The organism is Flavobacterium gelidilacus DSM 15343, from assembly GCF_000422685.1.
Classification (GTDB): Bacteria; Bacteroidota; Bacteroidia; order Flavobacteriales; family Flavobacteriaceae; genus Flavobacterium; species Flavobacterium gelidilacus.
This window is the reverse complement of record NZ_KE383903.1, coordinates 560,765-581,222: the sequence shown is the minus strand read 5'-3', so window position 1 is coordinate 581,222 and position 20,458 is coordinate 560,765. Positions and strand designations below refer to the sequence as shown.

The following is a 20,458-nucleotide window of genomic DNA, read 5'->3' as shown; positions in this document are numbered from 1 at the left end:
TGTAAATTATTTATATTCCATCTCAGTTTTAGGTAAAAATCTTTGTTCTAATTTTTCTTTCTCTTTTGGAAAAACACCTTGAAGTATAAAAAATACTCCAAAAACTAAAATTACAATACTAATGACACGTTTTATTTTATAAATATTTTGAGGAGTTAATCTATTCTTTAATTGCTTAGCTAATATAATTTTAGCGACATCAAACATCAAATAGAAAAATAAAATTGCTGCAAAAAACCATGAAATTCGTTCGGTTTGCATTTCCATTTGTGGACCATAAGTTATGATAATCATCAACCAAAAACCTAAAACACCAATGTTAATGAAGTTCAATAAAAACCCTTTAAAGAACAAAGCAAAGTAATTGTTCTTTTGAATGTTATCATTATCAATTTCTTGATCTTGTTGTTTGATGAATTTCTTTTTTAATAAAATATAAGAAATCAATCCATAAGCCAACATAATTAAACCACCAACAATGAACAACGTTGGATTATCTTTTAATTGTTCTAAAAGTTGATTGGTACTTAAATAGGCTATAAGTATGAAAATTATATCACCAAAAACAATTCCTAAATCTAATGTAAATGCAGCTCTAAATCCTTTGGTAATAGAAGTTTCTAGCAATACAAAAAATCCTGGACCTATTGAAAACGCCAATAAAAGTCCCCAAGGAATGGCAGTAAGTATATCGTGTAAATGCAAGTTTTTGTGTTCAGTGTTCAGTAATTAGTGTTCAGTAGAAGAGACTAATCAAAAAACTAATTTTTACGAATTTACAAAAAATCTAACTTCTAATTAAAGAAATTTAATTTTTACTAAAAAAATCTATTTTCTTATGCATTCCATTGAAAAATTTCCACAAACCATATCACTTATTCCAAACGCTGTTCTTTCTCCCATTTCAGTGATATATAATTTATTATTTTTTAAACTAAATTTCCAAATTGAATTATTATCAAAAATAAATTCACTGTATGAATAATTTAAAAAATCATCTACTAATAAATCTAATTTTGAATTTTGAATTGAATAAGATTCATCATAGAATTCAAAATTAATATAAGAATCTTTAATAGTAATTAAACCTATTTTACCTTGAGAAATTCCCCAATTCGAACCTGAAGAAACTATTTCCCATTTTCCTGAAATATCTTTTAATAGATTTGATTTTAATATTCTATTTAGTGAATCTAATTTTTTATAAGCTAAAAAACCTAAATCACTATTAATATCAACATCATAAGCCTTTTTAAAAGAACTAAAAGCACTTTTGTTATCTTTAAAATCTAAACACAAATTTGCATGATTGAACCATTCAAGTTGAATTGAATAATTTTTAATTTCTTGACTAAATGTAGAAATTGAAAAGAATAGTATTAAAAATAAGTACTTCATTTATAACGTAAATAAAACTGCCAACTAATTACTGAACACTGAGCACTTATTTCGCTTCACGAATAGAACCACCAGCGACAACTTTTTGATTAATTTGTCTCGGTTTTCCGTAAATAGTAATGTTTCCACCAGCTCTTACTTTTGCGTCTACTAAATTTGTTGCGTAAATATCTGCTTCTCCACCTGCATTTACTGTGATTGTAGTTTGTTCTGTTTCCAAAGATTTTGCATTATAAATTGAACCTGAATTTATCAATAAATCTTGGTTTTTAGCCTTTCCTGAAACTGTAATAATTGCTCCAGAAGTTCCTTTTACGTTAAGTTTATCAACCTCTAAATTGATTTTAATTTCAGCACCTTCTTTAGCAATGATATCAAAAATAGTAGATTTAAAAATTTCAGAAGAAGAAATTCTTGAACCTTCATTAGCTTCAACAGCTTCAATATTTTTGTAATATAAAGTCACGGAAATATCTTCTCCACCCATTGTTTGTGAAAAAGGCATCCTAATTTTTAATTCACCATTTTTATTGATAGTTTCCACACTTTCGGCTTCATTACCATTAATTGTGATTCTATTTTCGGTTGATTTTATTAATAAAACTTCTAATTTATCAAAAGAAGTTACTTTAGTAAAATCTCCTAATGTTCTTTCCACTTGTGAAAATGCTACTGATGTTATTAATAGAAATGCGAATGTTAATTTTTTCATTTTAAAGAATTTTATATGTGATAAAGGTTATAATAATTAAAAATATTATTTCAATACCATTTTTTAAAAATTTATCTCTTATAAATTTATTCAAGAGATAATCTAAAAATAATAACAGTAAGGAAAATAAAAAAAGTACAATACTAATAGTTAAAACTGCATAGTAAAAACTTTCTCCTGGTTTTAGTAAAAGAAATAAATACAAAGAATAAATTATTAATAATAAACTAGTTATATTAAAAATTAAAATAAATTTATACTTATTTTTCATCTACAACAAAAATATTTTTAATCAAATCAAAAACTGTTCCCTTTTTAAAATAAATAAGATTTTGAAATCCTAAAACAAATTTAGAACAACAAAATCTTACTTTTAACTAGTGACGAATCACTATTCACTACTTATTCTTTTTTTCTCAAATAAGTAAAATCAAGTTGTTTCTTAACTAAATCTGCGTTTTTAACTTTAACGTAAACTTCATCTCCTAATTGTATGATGTTTTTAGAAACTTCACCAACTAATGCATATTGTTTGTCATCAAACGTGTAATAATCGTCTTTAATTTCGCGAATTCTACACATTCCTTCACATTTATTTTCTATGATTTCTACATAAATTCCCCATTCAGTGGCACCAGAAACAACACCTAAAAATTCTTCATCTTTATGATCTTGCATGTATTTCACTTGCATGTATTTGATAGAATCTCTTTCAGCTTGTGTAGCTAAATATTCCATAGAACTTGAATGTTCACACTTTACTTCATAATCTTCTGCTGAAGCACTTTTTCCACCATCTAAATAATGTTGGAGTAATCTATGCACCATAACATCAGGATAACGTCTAATTGGTGACGTAAAATGACTGTAGTAATCAAATGCTAAACCATAATGACCAATATTCTCTGTTGAATATTTAGCTTTACTCATAGTTCGAATAGCTAAAGTGTCAATTAAATTTTGTTCTTTTTTACCATTAACATCTTGCATTAACTGGTTTAACGATTTCGAAATATTCTTTTTATCTCTTAAATCTAATTTATGTCCAAAACGACCAATCAACGTTTGAAGATTTAATAATTTATCTTCATTAGGTTCATCGTGAATTCTATAAACAAACGTTTTCTTTTGTTTTCCAATAAATTCAGCCACTTTTCTATTCGCTAAAAGCATGAATTCTTCAATTAAATGATTAGCATCTTTTGAAACTTTAAAGAAAACTCCAACCGGTTCTGCTTCTTCATTCAAATTGAATTTTACTTCTACTTTATCAAACGAAATCGCTCCAGCTTGCATTCTTTTTTTACGAAGAATTTTGGCTAATTCATCTAATTTTAAAGTTGCATCAACTATTGGTTTTGGAACTTGATAAGATTCACCTGTAATAGAAATATCAGCAGGAATTATATCTGATTTAGTTTCAATAATACTTTGAGCTTCTTCATAAGCAAATCTTTGATCTGAATACGTTACTGTTCTTCCAAACCAAGAATCTACAATTTCTGCTTTATTATTCAGTTGAAAAACTGCTGAAAATGTATATTTTTCTTCATGAGGACGAAGTGAACAAGCAAAATTTGATAAAACTTCTGGTAACATTGGAACCACTCTATCAACTAAATATACAGAAGTTGCTCTGTTATAAGCTTCATCATCTAAAATAGTTCCTTCTTTTAAATAATGCGAAACATCAGCAATGTGAATTCCGATTTCGTAATTTCCATTTTCTAAAACTTCAAATGATAAGGCATCATCAAAATCTTTAGCATCTTTAGGATCAATAGTAAAAGTTAGCGTTTTTCGCATATCTCTTCTTTTATCAATCTCATCTTGTGAAATAGAAGTATCAATATTTTTTGCATAAACTTCAACTTCAACTGGAAAATCATAAGGCAAACCATATTCAGCTAAAATAGCATGAATTTCGGTATTGTGTTCACCAGGTTTTCCTAAAACTTTGGTAACTCTACCAAAAGGAGAATCAGCTTTCTTAGGCCAATCTTCCATAGTTACTAAAACTACATCTCCATTTTCTGCTTCACCAATTTTATCTTTTGGAATAAAAATATCTGTGTACATTTTGTTGTTTGCAGTTGTTACAAAAGCAAAGTTTTTCTGAATATCAATAACTCCAACAAAATCTACTTTATCTCTTTCTAAAATTTCTAAAACTTCAGCTTCTGGTTTTCTTGAACTTCTTCGGTTATAAACATAAACTTTTACTTTATCTTTATCTAAAGCGTGATTTAAATTTTGGAAAGGAATGTATACATCTTCTTCTAATTCATCACAAACAAAATATCCTGATTTTCTGGTTGTCATATCGACAATTCCTTCGTAATATTCAGATTTTGCAATTATTTTGAATTTACCTTTTTCTGGTTCTTCGATCTTTCCTTTTTGTTTTAAACGATTTAAATCTTTTATAATTTCGTTTCTACTTTTGGTATCATCTAAATTTAACGCAGCAGCAATTTGCTTGTAGTTAAAAGTTTTGTTAGCATCTTTTGCTATAATTTTTAAAATTTGAGCCGTAAAATCTTTTTCTTTACTGCCATACTTTTTAATCTTCTTTGTCATATTCTTTTTCTTAATAAAGTTTAAAAGTACGAATTAGTATTAAGATTACAGAATTAAGTATTAAGATTTATTATAATGATAACATTTTTAAATTTTAATACTCTTTGAAAATCAAAGTTTAATTTTAAAATTCAGAAGTTTTCAACATATATTAAAAACAACAAAAATATTTTTAATTAAATTTAAATTTTTGGTGGTTATGATAGCTTGTTAATAGTTACTATAAAATTTGGAAAAAGACATTGGATATTTAGTTTGTATAATTTATACACAGTAATTAACAATGTTATGAAATTGTAAAGTCCTAAATTTGAACTTATTTTTAGTTTTTATTAACAGTTGTTAACAACGCAAAAACAACAATTTTCCTTGATAAGTTTTTTTAAAATTTATGTTCATAACTGTCTTTTTTGTGCTGATAAATTTTCTGAAAATAATCGAAACTTTAGTAGGATTTTAAAATGTGGTTTTGGATTAGAAAAAATATCAATACAATGCTAAAAAACTTCTAAAAAACTATCTTAATTTATTAACAATAGATGTTAAATTAACATTAACTGATTATCAAGTAGTTGTAAAATTCTATTAACAATGCTTTTTTTGATAATTTTAATAAACTGTAAATCAGTAAATTAAACTATTTTATAAGAAAAGGCTTGTTCTATTTAATTTATAAATTTGCTTTAACTAACTTTGTATCAAACATACACACTAAAAAACACATTAAATGAAAATATCAATAGGAAACGACCATGCTGGTCCAGATTATAAACAAGCAATTGTAAAGTATTTAGAAGAAAAAGGACACACTATAATCAACCATGGAACGGATACCTTTGACAGTGTTGATTATCCAGATTTTGGTCACGGCGTTGCTTATGATGTTCAAATAAAAAATGCTGATTTTGGAATCGTAATTTGTGGTTCTGGAAATGGAATTGCAATGACGGCAAATAAGCATCAAGATGTTCGTGCTGCTTTATGTTGGATGAAAGAAATTGCTGAATTAGCTCGTCAACATAATGATGCTAATGTAATTAGTATTCCTGCAAGATATACTTCAATTCAACAAGCTGTTGATATGGTTCACACTTTTTTAAACACAAAATTTGAAGGTGGAAGACATGCAAATAGAGTCAATAAAATAGCTTGTAAATAATAATTTAGATGTTCGGATTTTCAGATTAAAGATTTTCAGATGTTATTTTTAAAAATAACGTTTAGTACTATCTTACTTTTTCTGAACATCTAATGTCCGAAAATCCGAAAATCTTCAATAATGAGTCACAACCATATTCATAAACATCAAGTACAAGGAAAGAACCTATTATTTTCAATTTTACTAAATATAGTTATTACAATTGCTCAAGTTGTTGGAGGAATTATTTCTGGAAGTTTAGCTTTAATTTCTGATGCCCTTCACAATTTTACTGATGTTATTTCTTTAATTATTAGTTATGTAGCTCATAAATTATCTAGAAGAGAAGCTTCTTATGAACAAACTTTTGGATTAAAACGGGCTGAATTAATTGCAGCTTTTGTAAATGCTTTATCTTTAATTGTAGTTGCAATTTACTTGATTTACGAAGCAATTTCTCGTTTTTTTCATCCACATGATATTCAACCGACAATAGTTATTTGGTTAGCTGCACTTGGAATTTTAGTTAATGGATTTTCGGTTTTATTACTAAAAAAAGACGCAGATCATAACCTAAATATGAAATCGGCTTACTTGCATTTATTAACAGATATGTTAGCATCTGTTGCAGTTTTGGTAGGAGGTTTGTTAATGTATTTTTATCAAATCTATTGGATTGATAGTGTTTTAACTTTGATAATTGCTTTATATTTAATTGTAGTTGGATTTGATTTACTGTTGAAAGCTACTAAAATGCTAATGCTTTTTACACCAGAAGATATTGATGTAAAAGAAATAGTTAGAACTATAAATGAAATAAAAGGTGTAAAATTATTGCATCACGTTCATGTTTGGCATTTGAATGAAGAAGAATTACACTTAGAAGCCCATTTAGATTGTTCAGAAGACATAAAATTGAGTGAATTCAATTATATGTTACATCAAATAGAGAAAGTATTGTTTGAAAAATTTCATATTAATCATGTCAATATCCAACCTGAATTTCAAAAAGAAGACCCAAAAGAAATAATTGTACAGGATTAATTTTATTATTCAAATAAAAAAGCTACATTTCTTTACAATTAAATGAGACAATGAGCGGAGAAAAACCACAGTTAAAGAAACAATATTATCCAATAAACGCCAATTTAAAAAGTTATCTTGAAAAATACAAAAGGTTAACCAAAACCAAAGTTTTTTATGACGATTTACTACGTTTTCAAGGAAGCATCGCTGTTTTTGATAAAGAAGATAAAGACACTTTATGGGTTAGAGTTTATTATAATGAATATGAAAAAGAAGAATTAGATAGAAGTCTAAAAAAAATATATACATTATTACATTCCGATGGAGATGAAGGAAGTATAGAGTATTTAAATGTCGATTATATTGACTTTTGCACCTTTGGAAATTCAAAACCTTTTAGAGTAAAGATTAGAAATATTTTAAATGATAATTATACCCACTTTTACATCAAAAAAGCTGATGCTTCAAGGATTTTTGGTTTAGAAATTGAACATATTATTTCACCAAATAGTATTAATTTTCTAGTGTATGAAGACACACTTATTGAAGAACACATTGTTGGAATTCCAGGAGATGTTTTTTTAGAAGAAAACTTAAAAAATTGCAATGAAAATGAAAAGACCCAAATAGCAAAAGAGTTTGTAAAATTCAATGAGCGTTGTATGATTGGCCTTTTAGGTGATATGCGTTCCTATAATTTTGTGGTTATTCCGATTTATGATTTTGACCAACGAATTTTTAGAATTAGAGCCATCGATTTTGATCAACAAAGTTATGAAGGAAGTTTTAAACTTTACAAACCACATTTATTTAAAGAGAATTTTAAATTTTCAGAATTAGTTCAAAATAAACTGAATCCTAAATCAATTACACAATATCAAATAGAAGAACGTTCTATTATTGTAAAAAGGTTAATTGATACCAAAGCAAGATTAAGACGATTAATTGAAGCCATGAAATCAACAAAGCTTGCACCAATTGAACATATTCAGCAATTACAAGAAGAAATTTATGAAGTAACTCTTGATATGGATTTCAAAAGAGCCAATTCAATGGGAGAAATTGTTCAAACAGCATTAAATTTTATGATAAGAAACTATAAGGTAGAAGACAATAATTAATTTGAGAAAAGCACTATTCATACTTTGTATTTTAGGAATTATTTCTTGTAAAAAAGAAGTAAAGGAAAACGATGAAATAGTTTTACCAAGCATAGAAAATATAAAAGATACTCTTATAGTGTTACCAGAAGTAAAAGAACTAAGAGAAAACAATTCTGAAACTATTAAAGACACTTCATTCGTCAACATTCAAACCTTAAGTACAGACTTCGTTTTAGACTTAAAATATGCAACAACAGACAATTTTTTACATCAAAAAGTATATGATTGTCCCGAATGTTTTTTAAGAATTAGCACTGCAAAAGCATTGGTGAAAGCCAATCAAGAATTGATAAAAAAGGGTTTCCGTATAAAATTATATGATTGTTATCGACCATTAGATGTCCAAAAAAAGATGTGGAAAATTCTACCAGGAACTAATTATGTAGCCAATCCAAAAAAAGGATCAAAACACAATCGTGGTGCAGCCGTCGATTTGACTTTAGTAGATTTATTTGGAAATGAATTAGATATGGGAACAAAATTTGATTTTTTTGGTCCAGAAGCACACCATACGTATACAAAACATTCTAAAGAAGTTTTACAAAACCGAAAATTACTCAAAGAAACTTTAGCTAAATATAATTTCAAATCCATTTATAATGAATGGTGGCATTATGAATTTCGTCCAGAAAGATATTCAACTGTCTCTAATTTTAAATGGAAATGTGAATAAATTAGGTTAGAAGGTTATGGGTTTAGAAGTTTAAATGGTTTTGTATATAAAACCTTTAATGCTATTTTAATGTTTCAATTGACTCAATTTACATTAATTCAGTCAATCAACTGACGGAATTTAGCTAAATTCAGTCAATCAACTGACGGAATTTATATTTTTTTACTATATTTGTATTGGTCTTAATTCAAATTTATATGGAAAATGTAATACAAAGAGCTGTTTTAAAGCAATTCGAAACTAAAGTTTTACCTAATAAAGTCTTGTTATTATTAGGAGCAAGACGTGTAGGAAAAACTGAATTAATAAAGAAATATATCGAAAAAATTCCAAAAGAAGATTATTTACAATTAAATGGAGAAGATGTTGAAGATGCTAGTTTATTAAAAGTACGATCCGTTGCAAATTATAAAAGGCTTTTAACAAATACAAAATTATTAGTCATTGACGAAGCACAAAATATTCCAGAAATAGGTTTGATTTTAAAATTAATTGTAGATTCAATTGAAGGTATAAAAGTCATTGCAACAGGTTCATCAGTTTTTGATTTATCTAATAAATTAGGAGAGCCTTTAGTGGGTAGAAAAAACACAATTTACTTATTTCCATTGGCACAAATGGAGTTTGCTAAGCACGAAAACTATAAAGAAACAAATAGCAAATTGCAAGAAAGATTACTTTTTGGAAGCTATCCAGAATTAGAACAATATCCAGAATGGAATGATAAAATTAATTACATAAAAGAAATAATAAATTCATATTTACTAAAAGATATTTTAATTTTTGAAGGCATTAAACAAGCCGATAAAATTGTAGATTTGTTAAAGTTAATTGCATTTCAAGTTGGTCAAGAAGTTTCGTTACAAGAATTAGCAAGGCAACTAGGAATTTCAAAAAATACAGTAGAAAGTTATTTAGATTTGTTATCAAAAGTTTTTGTTATTTATAAAATAACAGGATTTAGTAGAAATTTGCGAAAGGAAATTACAAAATCCAATCGTTGGTATTTTTATGATAACGGAATTAGAAACGGAATTATAAATAATTTTACCTTACTAGAAAACAGAACAGATATAGGTGCTTTATGGGAAAATTATTTAGCTTCTGAAAGGATAAAACACCAAAATTATACACAAAAATCAGTATCAAATTATTTTTGGAGAACTTATGATCAACAGGAATTAGATTGGTTAGAAGAGCAAAATGGAAACTTGAATGGATTTGAATTCAAATGGAATGAAAGAAGAAAATCAAAAATTCCAACTGCTTATGCAAAAGCCTACACAGAAGCAACTTTTGAAGTAATTAACAAACAGAATTATTTAGAATTTATACTATAAAAATTTATAAAGTTTTAACTTCACTGACCATGCAAACAATTAACAAAGCCTTACTCAAAAGCATTTACAAAATTAGAAATGAAAACTCTCACAAAGGTAATTATGGTCACGCTTTATTAATTGCAGGAAGTAAAAATAAAATGGGAGCAGCTTTGATAGCTTCAAAAGCTTGTTTGCGTTCAGGAACAGGTTTACTAACCGTTTCAATTCCTGAAGAAGAAAAAAACACTCTAAATACTTTTTTACCAGAAGCAATGCTTTCTTTTAGAGATAACCTCATAGATTTATCATTGTTTGATGGTATTGGAATCGGACCAGGTTTAGAACAAAATGAAGCAGCTCAAAAGTTAGTTTATGCAGTTTTTCTAAAAGCAAAAGCTTTAGTTATTGATGCAGATGCTTTAAATATTTTAGCAAATAATCAAGATTGGTTTAGTCAGTTGCCAAAAAATTCAGTTTTAACACCACATCCAAAAGAGTTTGACAGATTATTTGGAAATCATGATTCTGAAGAAGAAAGAAGAAGCACAGCAACAACCAAAGCAAAAGAATATAATTGTATTATAGTTCTAAAAGGTCACAAAACATTTATTACAAACGGAACAGAATCTTTTGAAAACACAACAGGAAATTCAGGCCTAGCAAAAGGTGGTTCTGGTGATGCTTTAACTGGAATGATAACAGCATTTTTAGCCCAGAATTATACATGTTTAGAAGCAAGCATTTTAGGAGTTTATCTTCATGGTTTATCTGCTGACATTACCTTAGAATCACAAAGTGAAGAAAGTATGTTAATAACAGATGTGATTGAAAATATAGGTCACGCTTTTCAAAAAATACAAGAATAAACTTCATATAAATTCAACACAATTTTTAGCAAAGTGAAGTAATTTGCATAAATTGCACCTTAGAAATTAAATACCAAAATGAACCAAATTCAATTCATAAAAACAGTTGTCAACACGACTGATAAAAACATACAAGCAACTTTACAATTACTTTCAGAAGATTGTACAATACCCTTTATTTCGCGTTACCGAAAAGATACAACCGGAAATTTAGATGAGGTTCAAATCGAAAATATTGCCAAACTTTCCAAACAATATGATGAAATTGTAAAACGAAAAGATTCGATTTTAAAAACGATTGACGAACAAGGACAACTTTTACCGGAACTAAAATCAAAAATTCAAAATAGTTTCGATTTACAAGAAATTGAAGATCTGTATTTGCCTTATAAAAAGAAGAAAAAAACCAAAGCAGATGTAGCTCGTGAAAACGGATTAGAACCTTTGGCAAAAATAATAATGGCTCAAAACAATGACGAAATTGACTTTGAAGCCTCAAAATATATTACAGATAATGTTGTAAACGAAGATGATGCTTTGCAAGGAGCAAGAGATATTATTGCCGAATGGATTAACGAAAATGTATTTGTCAGAAAAAATCTTCGTCGTTTGTTTCAAAGAAAAGCAACCGTAACCACAAAAGTGGTTAAAAAGAAAGCTGAAGAAGAAGACGCACAAAAATTTAAACAATATTTTGATTGGTCAGAGCCGATTTCAAAAGCACCGTCACATAGATTATTAGCCATGCTTCGTGCCGTTAATGAAGGTTTCATCAAACTAAAAGTTGAGGTTGATAATGATGAAGCAATTGATTTCATAGAAGAAAACACTTTAAAAGGAAGAAACGAATCTACAGAACAAGTCAAAATTGCTATAAAAGATAGTTACAAACGTTTATTAGAACCAGCAATTTCAAACGAAACTTTACAAGAAGCAAAAGCAAAAGCAGATGAAAAAGCCATAGATGTTTTCGCAGGAAACTTAGGGCAATTATTATTAGCGCCACCTTTAGGAGAAAAGCGAATTTTAGCGATTGATCCAGGATTTAGAAGTGGTTGTAAAATTGTTTGTTTAGACGAAAAAGGAGATTTATTATACAACGAAACCATTTATCCACACGCACCACAAAACGAATCAGGAATGGCTATGAAAAAAATCCGTTCCATGGTAAATGCTTATAATATTGAAGCCATTTCAATCGGAAACGGAACAGCTAGTCGTGAAACCGAATTTTTCATAAAAAAAATCGCGTTTGATAAACCCGTTCAAGTATTTGTAGTTTCTGAAGCTGGTGCATCAGTTTATTCAGCAAGTAAAATTGCTCGTGAAGAATTTCCAACGTATGATGTAACCGTTCGAGGTTCTGTTTCCATAGGAAGAAGACTTTCTGATCCTTTAGCGGAATTGGTAAAAATTGATGCAAAATCTATTGGAGTTGGACAATACCAACATGATGTAGATCAAACTAAGCTAAAAGAAGAATTAGATAATACTGTTGTTAGATGTGTGAATTCAGTTGGAATAAACATAAACACAGCAAGTAAATCGTTATTAAGTTACGTTTCTGGAATTGGAGAAAAAATGGCAGAAAATATTGTCGCTTATCGTTCAGAAAACGGTCCTTTTGAAGATAGAAAACAAATCAAAAAAGTACCAAGATTAGGAGAAAAAGCATACCAACAAGCAGCAGCTTTTATCCGAATTAAAGACGGAAAAAATCCGTTAGATAATTCAGCCGTTCATCCAGAAGCTTATAAAATTGTCGAAAAAATGGCAAAAGATTTAAAAATTTCAGTTGAAGATTTAATCGGAAATAAAGAAAAAATCAGCCAAATAAAATTAGAGAACTACATCACAGACGAAATCGGAATTTTAGGTTTAAAAGACATTGTAAAAGAATTAGAAAAACCAGGTTTAGATCCAAGAAAATCGGCCAAAGTTTTCGAATTTGACCCTAACGTAAAGACCATAAAAGATTTACGAACAGGAATGATTTTACCAGGAATTGTTAACAACATAACAGCTTTCGGTTGTTTCGTAGATGTCGGAATCAAAGAAAGTGGTTTGGTTCATATTTCCCAACTAAAAGAAGGTTTTGTGTCTGATGTTAACGAAGTTGTAAAATTACACCAACACGTCCAAGTAAAAGTGGTTGAGGTTGATGAAGCTAGGAAAAGGATTCAATTAACGATGATATTATAAAACACAAAAAATCCCAAACTCCAACTCATAAAAATTGGAATTTGGGATTTTATTTTTTTAGATTTTTAAAAAGTAATTACTCTTTAGTAATCGTTTCGTCTTTTTTAGAATCTTTATTTTCTTCTTCTTTCATGGCGTTTTTAAACTCTTTAACACCACCACCAAGACCTTTCATTAATTCAGGAATTTTTTTACCACCGAAAAGCAATAAAATGATAACCACAACTAAGATTATTTGTGGAGCACCAATTACACCTAAAAATATAGATAATGTATTCATTTTTTTAAAATTTAATACTGCAAAGATAAAAAGAAAATAACAAATGCTACTTTTTTAACGAATAATTATCGATAAGCTAATCTCTTAACAAAGCATAATTCTTATATTTGTAAAACAAACGGTTAAAAAATGTCCAAAAAAAGAATCAAAAGACAATTATTAAAAAATAAATTATTCAACAAACGAAGACTTGTAATCCTTAACGAAGACACGTTTGAAGAAACCTTTTCATTAAAATTAAACTTAATGAACGTCTTTGTTGGAGTGACACTTTCAGCTATTTTTTTAATATCGATAACAACCTATATAATTGCATTTACACCTCTTCGGGAGTATATTCCAGGATATGCTTCAACTAAATTAAAACAAGATGCAATAGTTTTAGCTATTAAGTCCGATTCATTACAAAGCAATGTAGAATTAAACAACAAATACATTGCATCAATAAAAAAAGTGTTGATTGGTGAACTAGAATATGCAAAATTGAACAAGGATTCTCTGCAAAACAATAACATTGTTAAGCCAGAAGATTTTGATGTAAAAACCACCAAAGAAGAACAAGAATTAAGAGATCAAGTAGCCAAAGAAGATAAATACAACGTATTTGATACTGCAAAAGCAAAAGTTAATTTTGTATTATTTCCACCAACAAACGGAAAAATAATTAAAAACTATAATCCAGCTGCTAAAAACTATGGAATCGAAATTGCAATAGCCAAAGATACACCAATAAAAGCGGTTGCTTCTGGAACAATTTTGTTTGCCGATTGGACACCAACTACAGGTTATGTAGTTATTATTAAACACAAAGACGAACTTATTTCAGTCTATAAAAACATATCTTTTTTAACAAAATCTGTTCGAGACAATGTGCGTACTGGAGAAGTTATCGGTCAAGCAGGAAGTAACGAATTTCAAAACAACAGTGGTAATTTTTACTTCGAACTTTGGAAAGAAGGTTTTCCTATAAACCCAACGCAATTTATTAATTTTTAGAAATGTTTTTAGAAGCTATTTCCAGCCATCCATTACAAGTTTTTTGCAAAAAACGTGTTTTTGTAAGTCATAAAAAGAGCTTCCTTTGGTCGCTTTTTTACAACTACAAAAACTACATTTTTTCACAAAAAAGCTTTTCATTCCTGTCTGGGCTAATTCACAAACTATGAGTATAAAAAGTTTCGCAGCAAAAATATTTGCCAAAAGCATACATTCACAAACTCAAAAATGGGCTTCAAATCCAATTGAAACCCAACAAAAAGTTTTTTCAGCTTTAATGCAACAAGCATCAGAAACCGAATTCGGAAAAGACCATAATTTCTCCCAAATAAAATCACATTCAGATTTCACAAACAATGTTCCAGTAAGAGATTACGAAGGTTTAAAAACCTATGTCGAGAAAGTTGTAAAAGGAGAACCAAACATTCTTTGGAAAGGAAAACCATTATATTTCGCAAAAACATCAGGCACAACTTCTGGAGCTAAATATATTCCATTGACAAAAGAATCAATGCCTTTTCATATTCAAGCGGCCCGAAATGCAATTTTAAGCTACATTCACGAAACAGGAAAAGCTGATTTTGTAGACGGAAAAATGATTTTCTTACAAGGAAGTCCAACTTTAGAAGACAAAAACGGCATAAAACTAGGACGTTTATCAGGAATTGTAGCTCATTTCGTTCCAGCTTATTTACAAAAAAACAGAATGCCAAGTTGGGAAACCAATTGCATAGAAGATTGGGAAACTAAAGTCAATGCCATCGTAAATGAAACCATAAATGAAGACATGGCAGTCATTTCTGGAATTCCATCTTGGGTGCAAATGTATTTTGAAAAACTAAAAGAAAAGGCAAATAAACCAGTTGGTGAAATCTTTAAAAACTTCCATTTATTCATTTATGGTGGTGTAAATTATGAACCTTATAGAGCAAAATTCGAAAACTTAATTGGTCGTAAAGTAGATTCAATAGAATTGTTTCCAGCTTCAGAAGGGTTTTTTGCTTACCAAGATTCACAAAAAGAAAAAGGAATGCTTTTGTTATTGAATTCAGGCATTTTCTACGAATTCATAAAAGCAAACGAATTTCATAACGAAAATGCAAAAAGGTACACAATCGGAGAAGTTGAATTAGGAGTCAACTATGTATTAATAATTTCCACAAACGCTGGACTTTGGGCATACAATATTGGCGACACAGTTCAATTTACAAGTTTAAAACCTTATAGAATTATAGTTTCAGGAAGAATTAAACATTTTATTTCAGCTTTTGGAGAACACGTAATTGCAAAAGAAGTCGAAAGTGCTTTGCAAGAAGCCATAGAAAACACAGAAGTTCGAGTAAATGAATTCACGGTTGCACCACAAATAAATCCAACTTCAGGATTACCTTATCATGAATGGTTCATAGAATTTGAAAACGAACCCAATAATTTAGATGAATTTGCGTTAAAAATCGACAAGGCAATGCGAAAACAAAATGCCTATTATGATGATTTAATTGTTGGTAAAGTTTTGAGAACATTGGTAATTTTTAAAGTCACAAAAAACGGTTTCCAAGACTATATGAAATCCATAGGAAAACTTGGAGGTCAAAACAAACTGCCAAGATTGAGTGATAATAGAGAAATTGCAGATAAATTAAGTAGAGAATAGAAAAAAGATGAAAGAACAAAGACTGTTATTTTTACTATTACTAACCACATTTTCGCTTTCAGCCCAAGTAAAAGGAGTTGTTTTGGATAGTATTTCGGGTAAACCAATTGCTTATGCAGCGGTTATATATGAAAACTCAAGAATTGGGGTAAATACTGATGAAAACGGAGTATTTGAATTACCAAAGAAAGACTCATTACAATATATTCAAATATCAAATTTAGGATATAATTCAAAGACAGTTTTAAAAAGTAATAGTTTAATCATAAATATTTCTCCTAAAGTTTATGAGTTAAATGAAGTAGTTGTTATTGGAAAATTAAACACACAAGAATTAACTTTAGGTGTATTAAAAAAAGAAAGAACATCATATGGAAATGGAGGAACATCTCATATGTGGGGTATGTTTTTTAATTTTGAAAACGAAAACAAAGCATTTCAGTTTATAAAAGAAATTAAATTTACAACAAGATCAAGAGTTAAAAATTCAAAAATAAAGCTTCGAATATTTACAATTAACTCATCAAAAGAAATTGAAACAGATATTTTAGAAGACGAAATAATAATAACTTGTAAAAAAGGAAAGCAACTACAAATAATTGATTTAACAAGTTATAATTTAATTTTCCCAAAAGAAGGTTTGATGATAGCTTTTGAAAGTTTAGTCATTGAAGAAAACAAATTTGAATATAAGTATACAACGGAAGGAAAAAAAGGCAGATTTAATGGAGTTACTTATGAACCTCATATTGTTGGATATTTCGATACAGAACCTAATGTATATTTAATTAAAGACAACAAAGCATCCTTATTTAATTTTCAGCCAAAAGGATATAAAACGTATCATAATATGAGTTTACTACTTACACTTACCAATTAAAAACTAAAAACCTTATATTTGTCGGTTAGAAAATCAGAAAATGAAAGAAATTAAAAACATATCACGTTCAAGAGCACAAGAATCATCTGCTGCTATTGAACGGTTATACATTAGCATGCGTCACCTTTTTAACAGAGGTTTTTACAAACCAATGGGTATTTCAGGAGAAACTTTGCGTGAAGCCTTATTGTCATTACGTCCAGAAATTTATGGAAGTATAGCTGAAGAAAAAGTTGAATTAAGCGGCTTATTATACGTTATTGAAAGACTTCCTGTGGGAATAGAACAATGTCGTTTTATAAACTTGACTTCAGATGAAGGATATGCTAATTCTCATTTTAAAGCTATTGTTCCTCCAAAAAGAAGAAGAAATTGTTATAGAATTGACGACGAACAAATGAACGTAGAAATCACACGTGGTCGATCTGATATTTATGATATTTTGACGCATTTGACTTTTATTTTTATTGAATCACACAAAATAAAAGACCGAGTTTTAATAGATGAAATTGGAGAAGTTACTCGTGATTGGCAAAAACTTGAAGAATTAGTTCTTCAAAATAAAAAATTGACTTTAGTTGAAAGAGAAAAAGCCATTTCACATATTTCAAGTGTTTTAGGAAGAACTTTTGCAGAAGTACAATCCATTTATCCAGATTTTGCAACTCCAGAAGCACCAGAGCGTTTTTTACACATTGTATATTGGTTAGGAAAATTAGCTATTGAAGAATTAGTTTTAAATAACAAAAGAACTATTACGTTTAGTCCGATTTTAAGAGAGCGATTAGGACATCATATTTATGGAGAAATTTGGGCAAATAGTATTAAAGAGGTTTTACAAAAAAACAATTTAATAGAACGACCAATCCATATTATTAGTGCTAATATGCACAGTGTGATGAATTCTATTTTTGCAGAACCAGTTCTTGGAAAAAAATACAAAGACGCTACTGAATTTCAAGTTTTTGAAGATTTAAGTGGTTCTGATAATAAAGATTTACGTAAAAAAGTAGAAGATTTTGCGCTTAAAAACGGAATGATTTCTTTACCAGACACATCAGGAACAAATATTGATGTTCAAATTTTTGATACTGCTCAAATAGATTTCAAAAAATCAGCTTTTCCATCAGCTTCATTTGAAAAAGACAAGCCCGTTTTAATCGTAATGGATTATGCTTTCGGGGAACAAGCTTTTGAAACTATTGATGAGTTATTAAAACCTTATAAAATAGACAAGACAAAGATTTTCTTAAATGTTGAGTCAGTTTCAATTATGGGTAAAGCAGGAATTCTCGAAGGAGGAAAAGGCGATATAATGATTCCTTGTGCTCATATTAATGAAGGAACAGCAGATAATTATCCGTTTGAAAATGAATTAACCAAAGAAATGTTTGAAGAAAATGGAATATCTGTTTTTGCTGGACCAATGGTTACGGTTTTAGGAACATCACTTCAGAATAGAGATTTGTTGAAATTCTTTCACGAATCTACTTGGGAAGCTATTGGACTTGAAATGGAAGGTGCTTACTATCAAAAAGCAATACAATCTGCCTCAAAAATTAGAAAAAGTATCAATCCTAATGTAAAAGTTAGATATGCTTATTATGCTTCAGATAATCCTTTAGAAACAGGTAGTACATTAGCTTCTGGAGGTTTAGGAACAACAGGAGTTAAACCAACTTATTTAATTACAATAAAAATCTTAGAACAAATTTTTAACACAAAATAAATCACATGAGTACAAATTCTCAAGACCAAGAAATAGATTTAGGTCAGTTATTTAATAAGGTATCAGGTTTTTTTAAAAACATAATAAATTCATTTTTTAATTTAATTTTCTTTATTCAAAAAAAGATTATCATTATCATTATTTTATTTATTGTGGGTGTTGCATTAGCTTATTTAGCTGATGGGAAGAAAAATTATGAGCATGAAATATCAGTTATTCCAAACTTTGGAAGTAATGAGTATTTATACAAAAAAATAGAAGAATTAAATACTAAATTAAGAGAAGGGGACACCGTTTTTTTTAAAAATATTGGTATAAAAGATTACGAAAATATTTCAAGTATTTCAATTGAAGCATATCCAGCTATATATAATTTTATTAATAATAAAGATCAAGAAAATAATTTTGAGTTAATAAAATTGATGGCAGAAGATGGCAATATAGAAAAAATATTAAACTCTGAAATGACTAGTAAAAACTATTATCACCATAAAGTTACAATAGTTACAAAGGGTATGTGGAAAAGAGAAGATTTAATTGATCCGATTCTTACTTATTTAAATAAAAGCCAATATTTTTTAGAACAACAGAAAGTACATCAACAAAACTTAGAAGAAAAATTAATCGCAAACGATTCACTAATTAAACAAGTTGATAAAATAATTTCTTTATTATCTTCAAATAGTAAAGGAGGTTTAAATGTATCTATTTCAGAAAACAGTAGCATTCCAGAGTTAGTAAATAAAAAAGACAATTTAATTTCTGAGAGTCATCTTTTAAAAACAAGTAAGATTATATCAGATAAAATAATTAAAGAAGAAAGTAGTGTTTTAAATATTAGAAAGTACGTTCCATTAGTATTAAATTCTAAAATTTTATTTCCAATTTTATTAATTTTATTTTATTTAATTGGGTTAGCATTTCTAAAAATATATAATAAACAAAAATTAAGAATTAAGCAATAAACTTAAAATATGAAAGGAATTATATTAGCAGGTGGTTCAGGAACAAGGCTTCATCCCTTAACATTAGCGGTAAGTAAGCAAATGATGCCTATTTATGATAAACCAATGATATACTATCCCTTGTCAACTCTCATGTGGGCAGGAATAAGTGAAATATTAATCATTTCAACACCTCATGATTTGCCGTTATTTCAGCAATTACTTGGTGATGGAAAAAAACTAGGTTGTCGTTTTGAATATGCAGTTCAAGAAAACCCAAATGGTTTAGCAGAAGCCTTCATCATTGGAAAAGAATTTATCGGAGATGACAAAGCAGCATTAATTCTAGGAGACAATATTTTCTATGGAACAGGTTTAGCAGAATTACTTCAAGCTAATAATAATCCAGATGGCGGAATCATTTATGCTTATCACGTTCATGACCCAGAACGTTATGGTGTTGTTGATTTTGATAAAGATGGAAATGTACTTTCTATTGAAGAAAAACCCGAAATGCCAAAATCTAACTATGCTGTACCAGGAATCTATTTTTATGACAACTCAGTTGTTGAGGTTGCCGCAAACATAAAGCCAAGTCACAGAGGAGAATTAGAAATTACAGATGTCAACAAAGAATATTTAAAAAGAGGTACTTTAAAAGTAAGTATTTTAGACAGAGGAACAGCTTGGTTAGATACAGGAACTTTTCAATCTTTAATGCAAGCGGGACAGTTTGTACAGGTTATTGAAGAGAGACAAGGGTTAAAAATTGGAGCTATAGAAGAAGCTGCTTTTAAAATGGGATATATTGACGCTAATCAATTAAAAGAATTAGCGCAGCCCTTATTAAAAAGTGGTTATGGAACACATTTAATGAGTTTATTAGAAAAATAAT

Annotated in this window: 18 protein-coding genes; 13 read left to right on the top strand and 5 right to left on the bottom strand. The window is 28.6% G+C overall.

The window, feature by feature from the left end:
- Positions 1–6: 6 nt before the first annotated feature.
- The 4 genes from G507_RS0112380 to rnr all read right to left on the bottom strand — a co-directional run bounded on the left by G507_RS0112380 (position 7) and on the right by rnr (position 4,690).
- A complete protein-coding gene (locus tag G507_RS0112380; RefSeq protein WP_026717779.1) occupies positions 7–705 on the bottom strand; it encodes a LysE family translocator in 699 nt (232 codons plus the stop codon).
- Positions 706–828: 123 nt separating this feature from the next.
- Complete coding sequence (locus tag G507_RS0112375) at positions 829–1,398, bottom strand: hypothetical protein (protein ID WP_026717778.1); 570 nt, start codon at positions 1,396–1,398, stop codon at positions 829–831.
- A 46-nt stretch (positions 1,399–1,444) separates the two neighbouring features.
- Positions 1,445–2,110 carry a head GIN domain-containing protein gene (locus G507_RS0112370; protein WP_026717777.1) on the bottom strand — a complete coding sequence of 222 codons (666 nt, stop codon included), beginning with the start codon at positions 2,108–2,110 and terminating at the stop codon, positions 1,445–1,447.
- Between the two features lie 402 nt (positions 2,111–2,512).
- Positions 2,513–4,690: a ribonuclease R gene (gene rnr / locus G507_RS0112365; RefSeq protein ID WP_026717776.1), complete on the bottom strand. Its 2,178-nt coding sequence runs from the start codon at positions 4,688–4,690 to the stop codon at positions 2,513–2,515.
- A gap of 727 nt (positions 4,691–5,417) precedes the next feature.
- On the opposite strand from rnr, the gene rpiB reads away from it, so the two are divergent.
- From rpiB to G507_RS0112330, 7 genes are all read left to right on the top strand, one after another.
- Complete coding sequence (rpiB, locus tag G507_RS0112360; RefSeq protein ID WP_026717775.1) at positions 5,418–5,849, top strand: ribose 5-phosphate isomerase B; 432 nt, start codon at positions 5,418–5,420, stop codon at positions 5,847–5,849.
- 120 nt (positions 5,850–5,969) lie between these two features.
- On the top strand, positions 5,970–6,872 hold the full coding sequence (locus tag G507_RS0112355; RefSeq protein WP_026717774.1) for a cation diffusion facilitator family transporter: 903 nt from the start codon (positions 5,970–5,972) through the stop codon (positions 6,870–6,872).
- A 50-nt stretch (positions 6,873–6,922) separates the two neighbouring features.
- On the top strand, positions 6,923–7,975 hold the full coding sequence (locus G507_RS0112350; RefSeq protein ID WP_026717773.1) for a hypothetical protein: 1,053 nt from the start codon (positions 6,923–6,925) through the stop codon (positions 7,973–7,975).
- 163 nt (positions 7,976–8,138) lie between these two features.
- Positions 8,139–8,690 (top strand): M15 family metallopeptidase, encoded by a 552-nt coding sequence (locus tag G507_RS0112345; RefSeq protein WP_415776869.1) that lies wholly within the window; start codon positions 8,139–8,141, stop codon positions 8,688–8,690.
- Positions 8,691–8,887: 197 nt separating this feature from the next.
- Positions 8,888–10,030 carry an ATP-binding protein gene (locus tag G507_RS0112340; protein WP_026717771.1) on the top strand — a complete coding sequence of 381 codons (1,143 nt, stop codon included), beginning with the start codon at positions 8,888–8,890 and terminating at the stop codon, positions 10,028–10,030.
- A gap of 29 nt (positions 10,031–10,059) precedes the next feature.
- Positions 10,060–10,878 carry an NAD(P)H-hydrate dehydratase gene (locus tag G507_RS0112335; RefSeq protein WP_026717770.1) on the top strand — a complete coding sequence of 273 codons (819 nt, stop codon included), beginning with the start codon at positions 10,060–10,062 and terminating at the stop codon, positions 10,876–10,878.
- A 78-nt stretch (positions 10,879–10,956) separates the two neighbouring features.
- A complete protein-coding gene (locus tag G507_RS0112330; protein WP_026717769.1) occupies positions 10,957–13,080 on the top strand; it encodes a Tex family protein in 2,124 nt (707 codons plus the stop codon).
- Between the two features lie 76 nt (positions 13,081–13,156).
- On the opposite strand, the gene G507_RS0112325 is transcribed toward G507_RS0112330, so the two are convergent.
- Positions 13,157–13,360, bottom strand: a complete 204-nt coding sequence (locus tag G507_RS0112325) for a twin-arginine translocase TatA/TatE family subunit (RefSeq protein WP_026717768.1) — start codon at positions 13,358–13,360, stop codon at positions 13,157–13,159.
- Positions 13,361–13,489: 129 nt separating this feature from the next.
- Between G507_RS0112325 and G507_RS0112320 the strand changes: the two genes are divergently transcribed.
- The 6 genes from G507_RS0112320 (at position 13,490) to rfbA (ending at position 20,457) form a co-directional block, all read left to right on the top strand.
- On the top strand, positions 13,490–14,356 hold the full coding sequence (locus G507_RS0112320; RefSeq protein ID WP_026717767.1) for a murein hydrolase activator EnvC family protein: 867 nt from the start codon (positions 13,490–13,492) through the stop codon (positions 14,354–14,356).
- A 166-nt stretch (positions 14,357–14,522) separates the two neighbouring features.
- Positions 14,523–16,010: a GH3 auxin-responsive promoter family protein gene (locus tag G507_RS0112315; RefSeq protein WP_026717766.1), complete on the top strand. Its 1,488-nt coding sequence runs from the start codon at positions 14,523–14,525 to the stop codon at positions 16,008–16,010.
- 7 nt (positions 16,011–16,017) lie between these two features.
- Positions 16,018–16,890 carry a carboxypeptidase-like regulatory domain-containing protein gene (locus G507_RS0112310; protein WP_026717765.1) on the top strand — a complete coding sequence of 291 codons (873 nt, stop codon included), beginning with the start codon at positions 16,018–16,020 and terminating at the stop codon, positions 16,888–16,890.
- 40 nt (positions 16,891–16,930) lie between these two features.
- Complete coding sequence (locus tag G507_RS0112305) at positions 16,931–18,619, top strand: DUF6909 family protein (RefSeq protein ID WP_026717764.1); 1,689 nt, start codon at positions 16,931–16,933, stop codon at positions 18,617–18,619.
- Between the two features lie 5 nt (positions 18,620–18,624).
- Positions 18,625–19,584: a hypothetical protein gene (locus G507_RS0112300; protein ID WP_026717763.1), complete on the top strand. Its 960-nt coding sequence runs from the start codon at positions 18,625–18,627 to the stop codon at positions 19,582–19,584.
- 9 nt (positions 19,585–19,593) lie between these two features.
- A complete protein-coding gene (gene rfbA, locus G507_RS0112295; protein WP_026717762.1) occupies positions 19,594–20,457 on the top strand; it encodes a glucose-1-phosphate thymidylyltransferase RfbA in 864 nt (287 codons plus the stop codon).
- Position 20,458 lies beyond the last annotated feature (1 nt).

What these genes read in the sequence shown, in the direction of transcription:
- G507_RS0112375 (WP_026717778.1), bottom strand. Translation starts at nt 1,398, where the DNA reads ATGAAGTACTTATTTTTAATACTATTCTTTTCAATTTCTACATTTAGT.
- G507_RS0112370 (WP_026717777.1), bottom strand. Translation starts at nt 2,110, where the DNA reads ATGAAAAAATTAACATTCGCATTTCTATTAATAACATCAGTAGCATTT.
- rnr (WP_026717776.1), bottom strand. Translation starts at nt 4,690, where the DNA reads ATGACAAAGAAGATTAAAAAGTATGGCAGTAAAGAAAAAGATTTTACG.
- rpiB (WP_026717775.1), top strand. Translation starts at nt 5,418, where the DNA reads ATGAAAATATCAATAGGAAACGACCATGCTGGTCCAGATTATAAACAA.
- G507_RS0112355 (WP_026717774.1), top strand. Translation starts at nt 5,970, where the DNA reads ATGAGTCACAACCATATTCATAAACATCAAGTACAAGGAAAGAACCTA.
- G507_RS0112350 (WP_026717773.1), top strand. Translation starts at nt 6,923, where the DNA reads ATGAGCGGAGAAAAACCACAGTTAAAGAAACAATATTATCCAATAAAC.
- G507_RS0112340 (WP_026717771.1), top strand. Translation starts at nt 8,888, where the DNA reads ATGGAAAATGTAATACAAAGAGCTGTTTTAAAGCAATTCGAAACTAAA.
- G507_RS0112335 (WP_026717770.1), top strand. Translation starts at nt 10,060, where the DNA reads ATGCAAACAATTAACAAAGCCTTACTCAAAAGCATTTACAAAATTAGA.
- G507_RS0112330 (WP_026717769.1), top strand. Translation starts at nt 10,957, where the DNA reads ATGAACCAAATTCAATTCATAAAAACAGTTGTCAACACGACTGATAAA.
- G507_RS0112325 (WP_026717768.1), bottom strand. Translation starts at nt 13,360, where the DNA reads ATGAATACATTATCTATATTTTTAGGTGTAATTGGTGCTCCACAAATA.
- G507_RS0112320 (WP_026717767.1), top strand. Translation starts at nt 13,490, where the DNA reads ATGTCCAAAAAAAGAATCAAAAGACAATTATTAAAAAATAAATTATTC.
- G507_RS0112315 (WP_026717766.1), top strand. Translation starts at nt 14,523, where the DNA reads ATGAGTATAAAAAGTTTCGCAGCAAAAATATTTGCCAAAAGCATACAT.
- G507_RS0112310 (WP_026717765.1), top strand. Translation starts at nt 16,018, where the DNA reads ATGAAAGAACAAAGACTGTTATTTTTACTATTACTAACCACATTTTCG.
- G507_RS0112305 (WP_026717764.1), top strand. Translation starts at nt 16,931, where the DNA reads ATGAAAGAAATTAAAAACATATCACGTTCAAGAGCACAAGAATCATCT.
- G507_RS0112300 (WP_026717763.1), top strand. Translation starts at nt 18,625, where the DNA reads ATGAGTACAAATTCTCAAGACCAAGAAATAGATTTAGGTCAGTTATTT.
- rfbA (WP_026717762.1), top strand. Translation starts at nt 19,594, where the DNA reads ATGAAAGGAATTATATTAGCAGGTGGTTCAGGAACAAGGCTTCATCCC.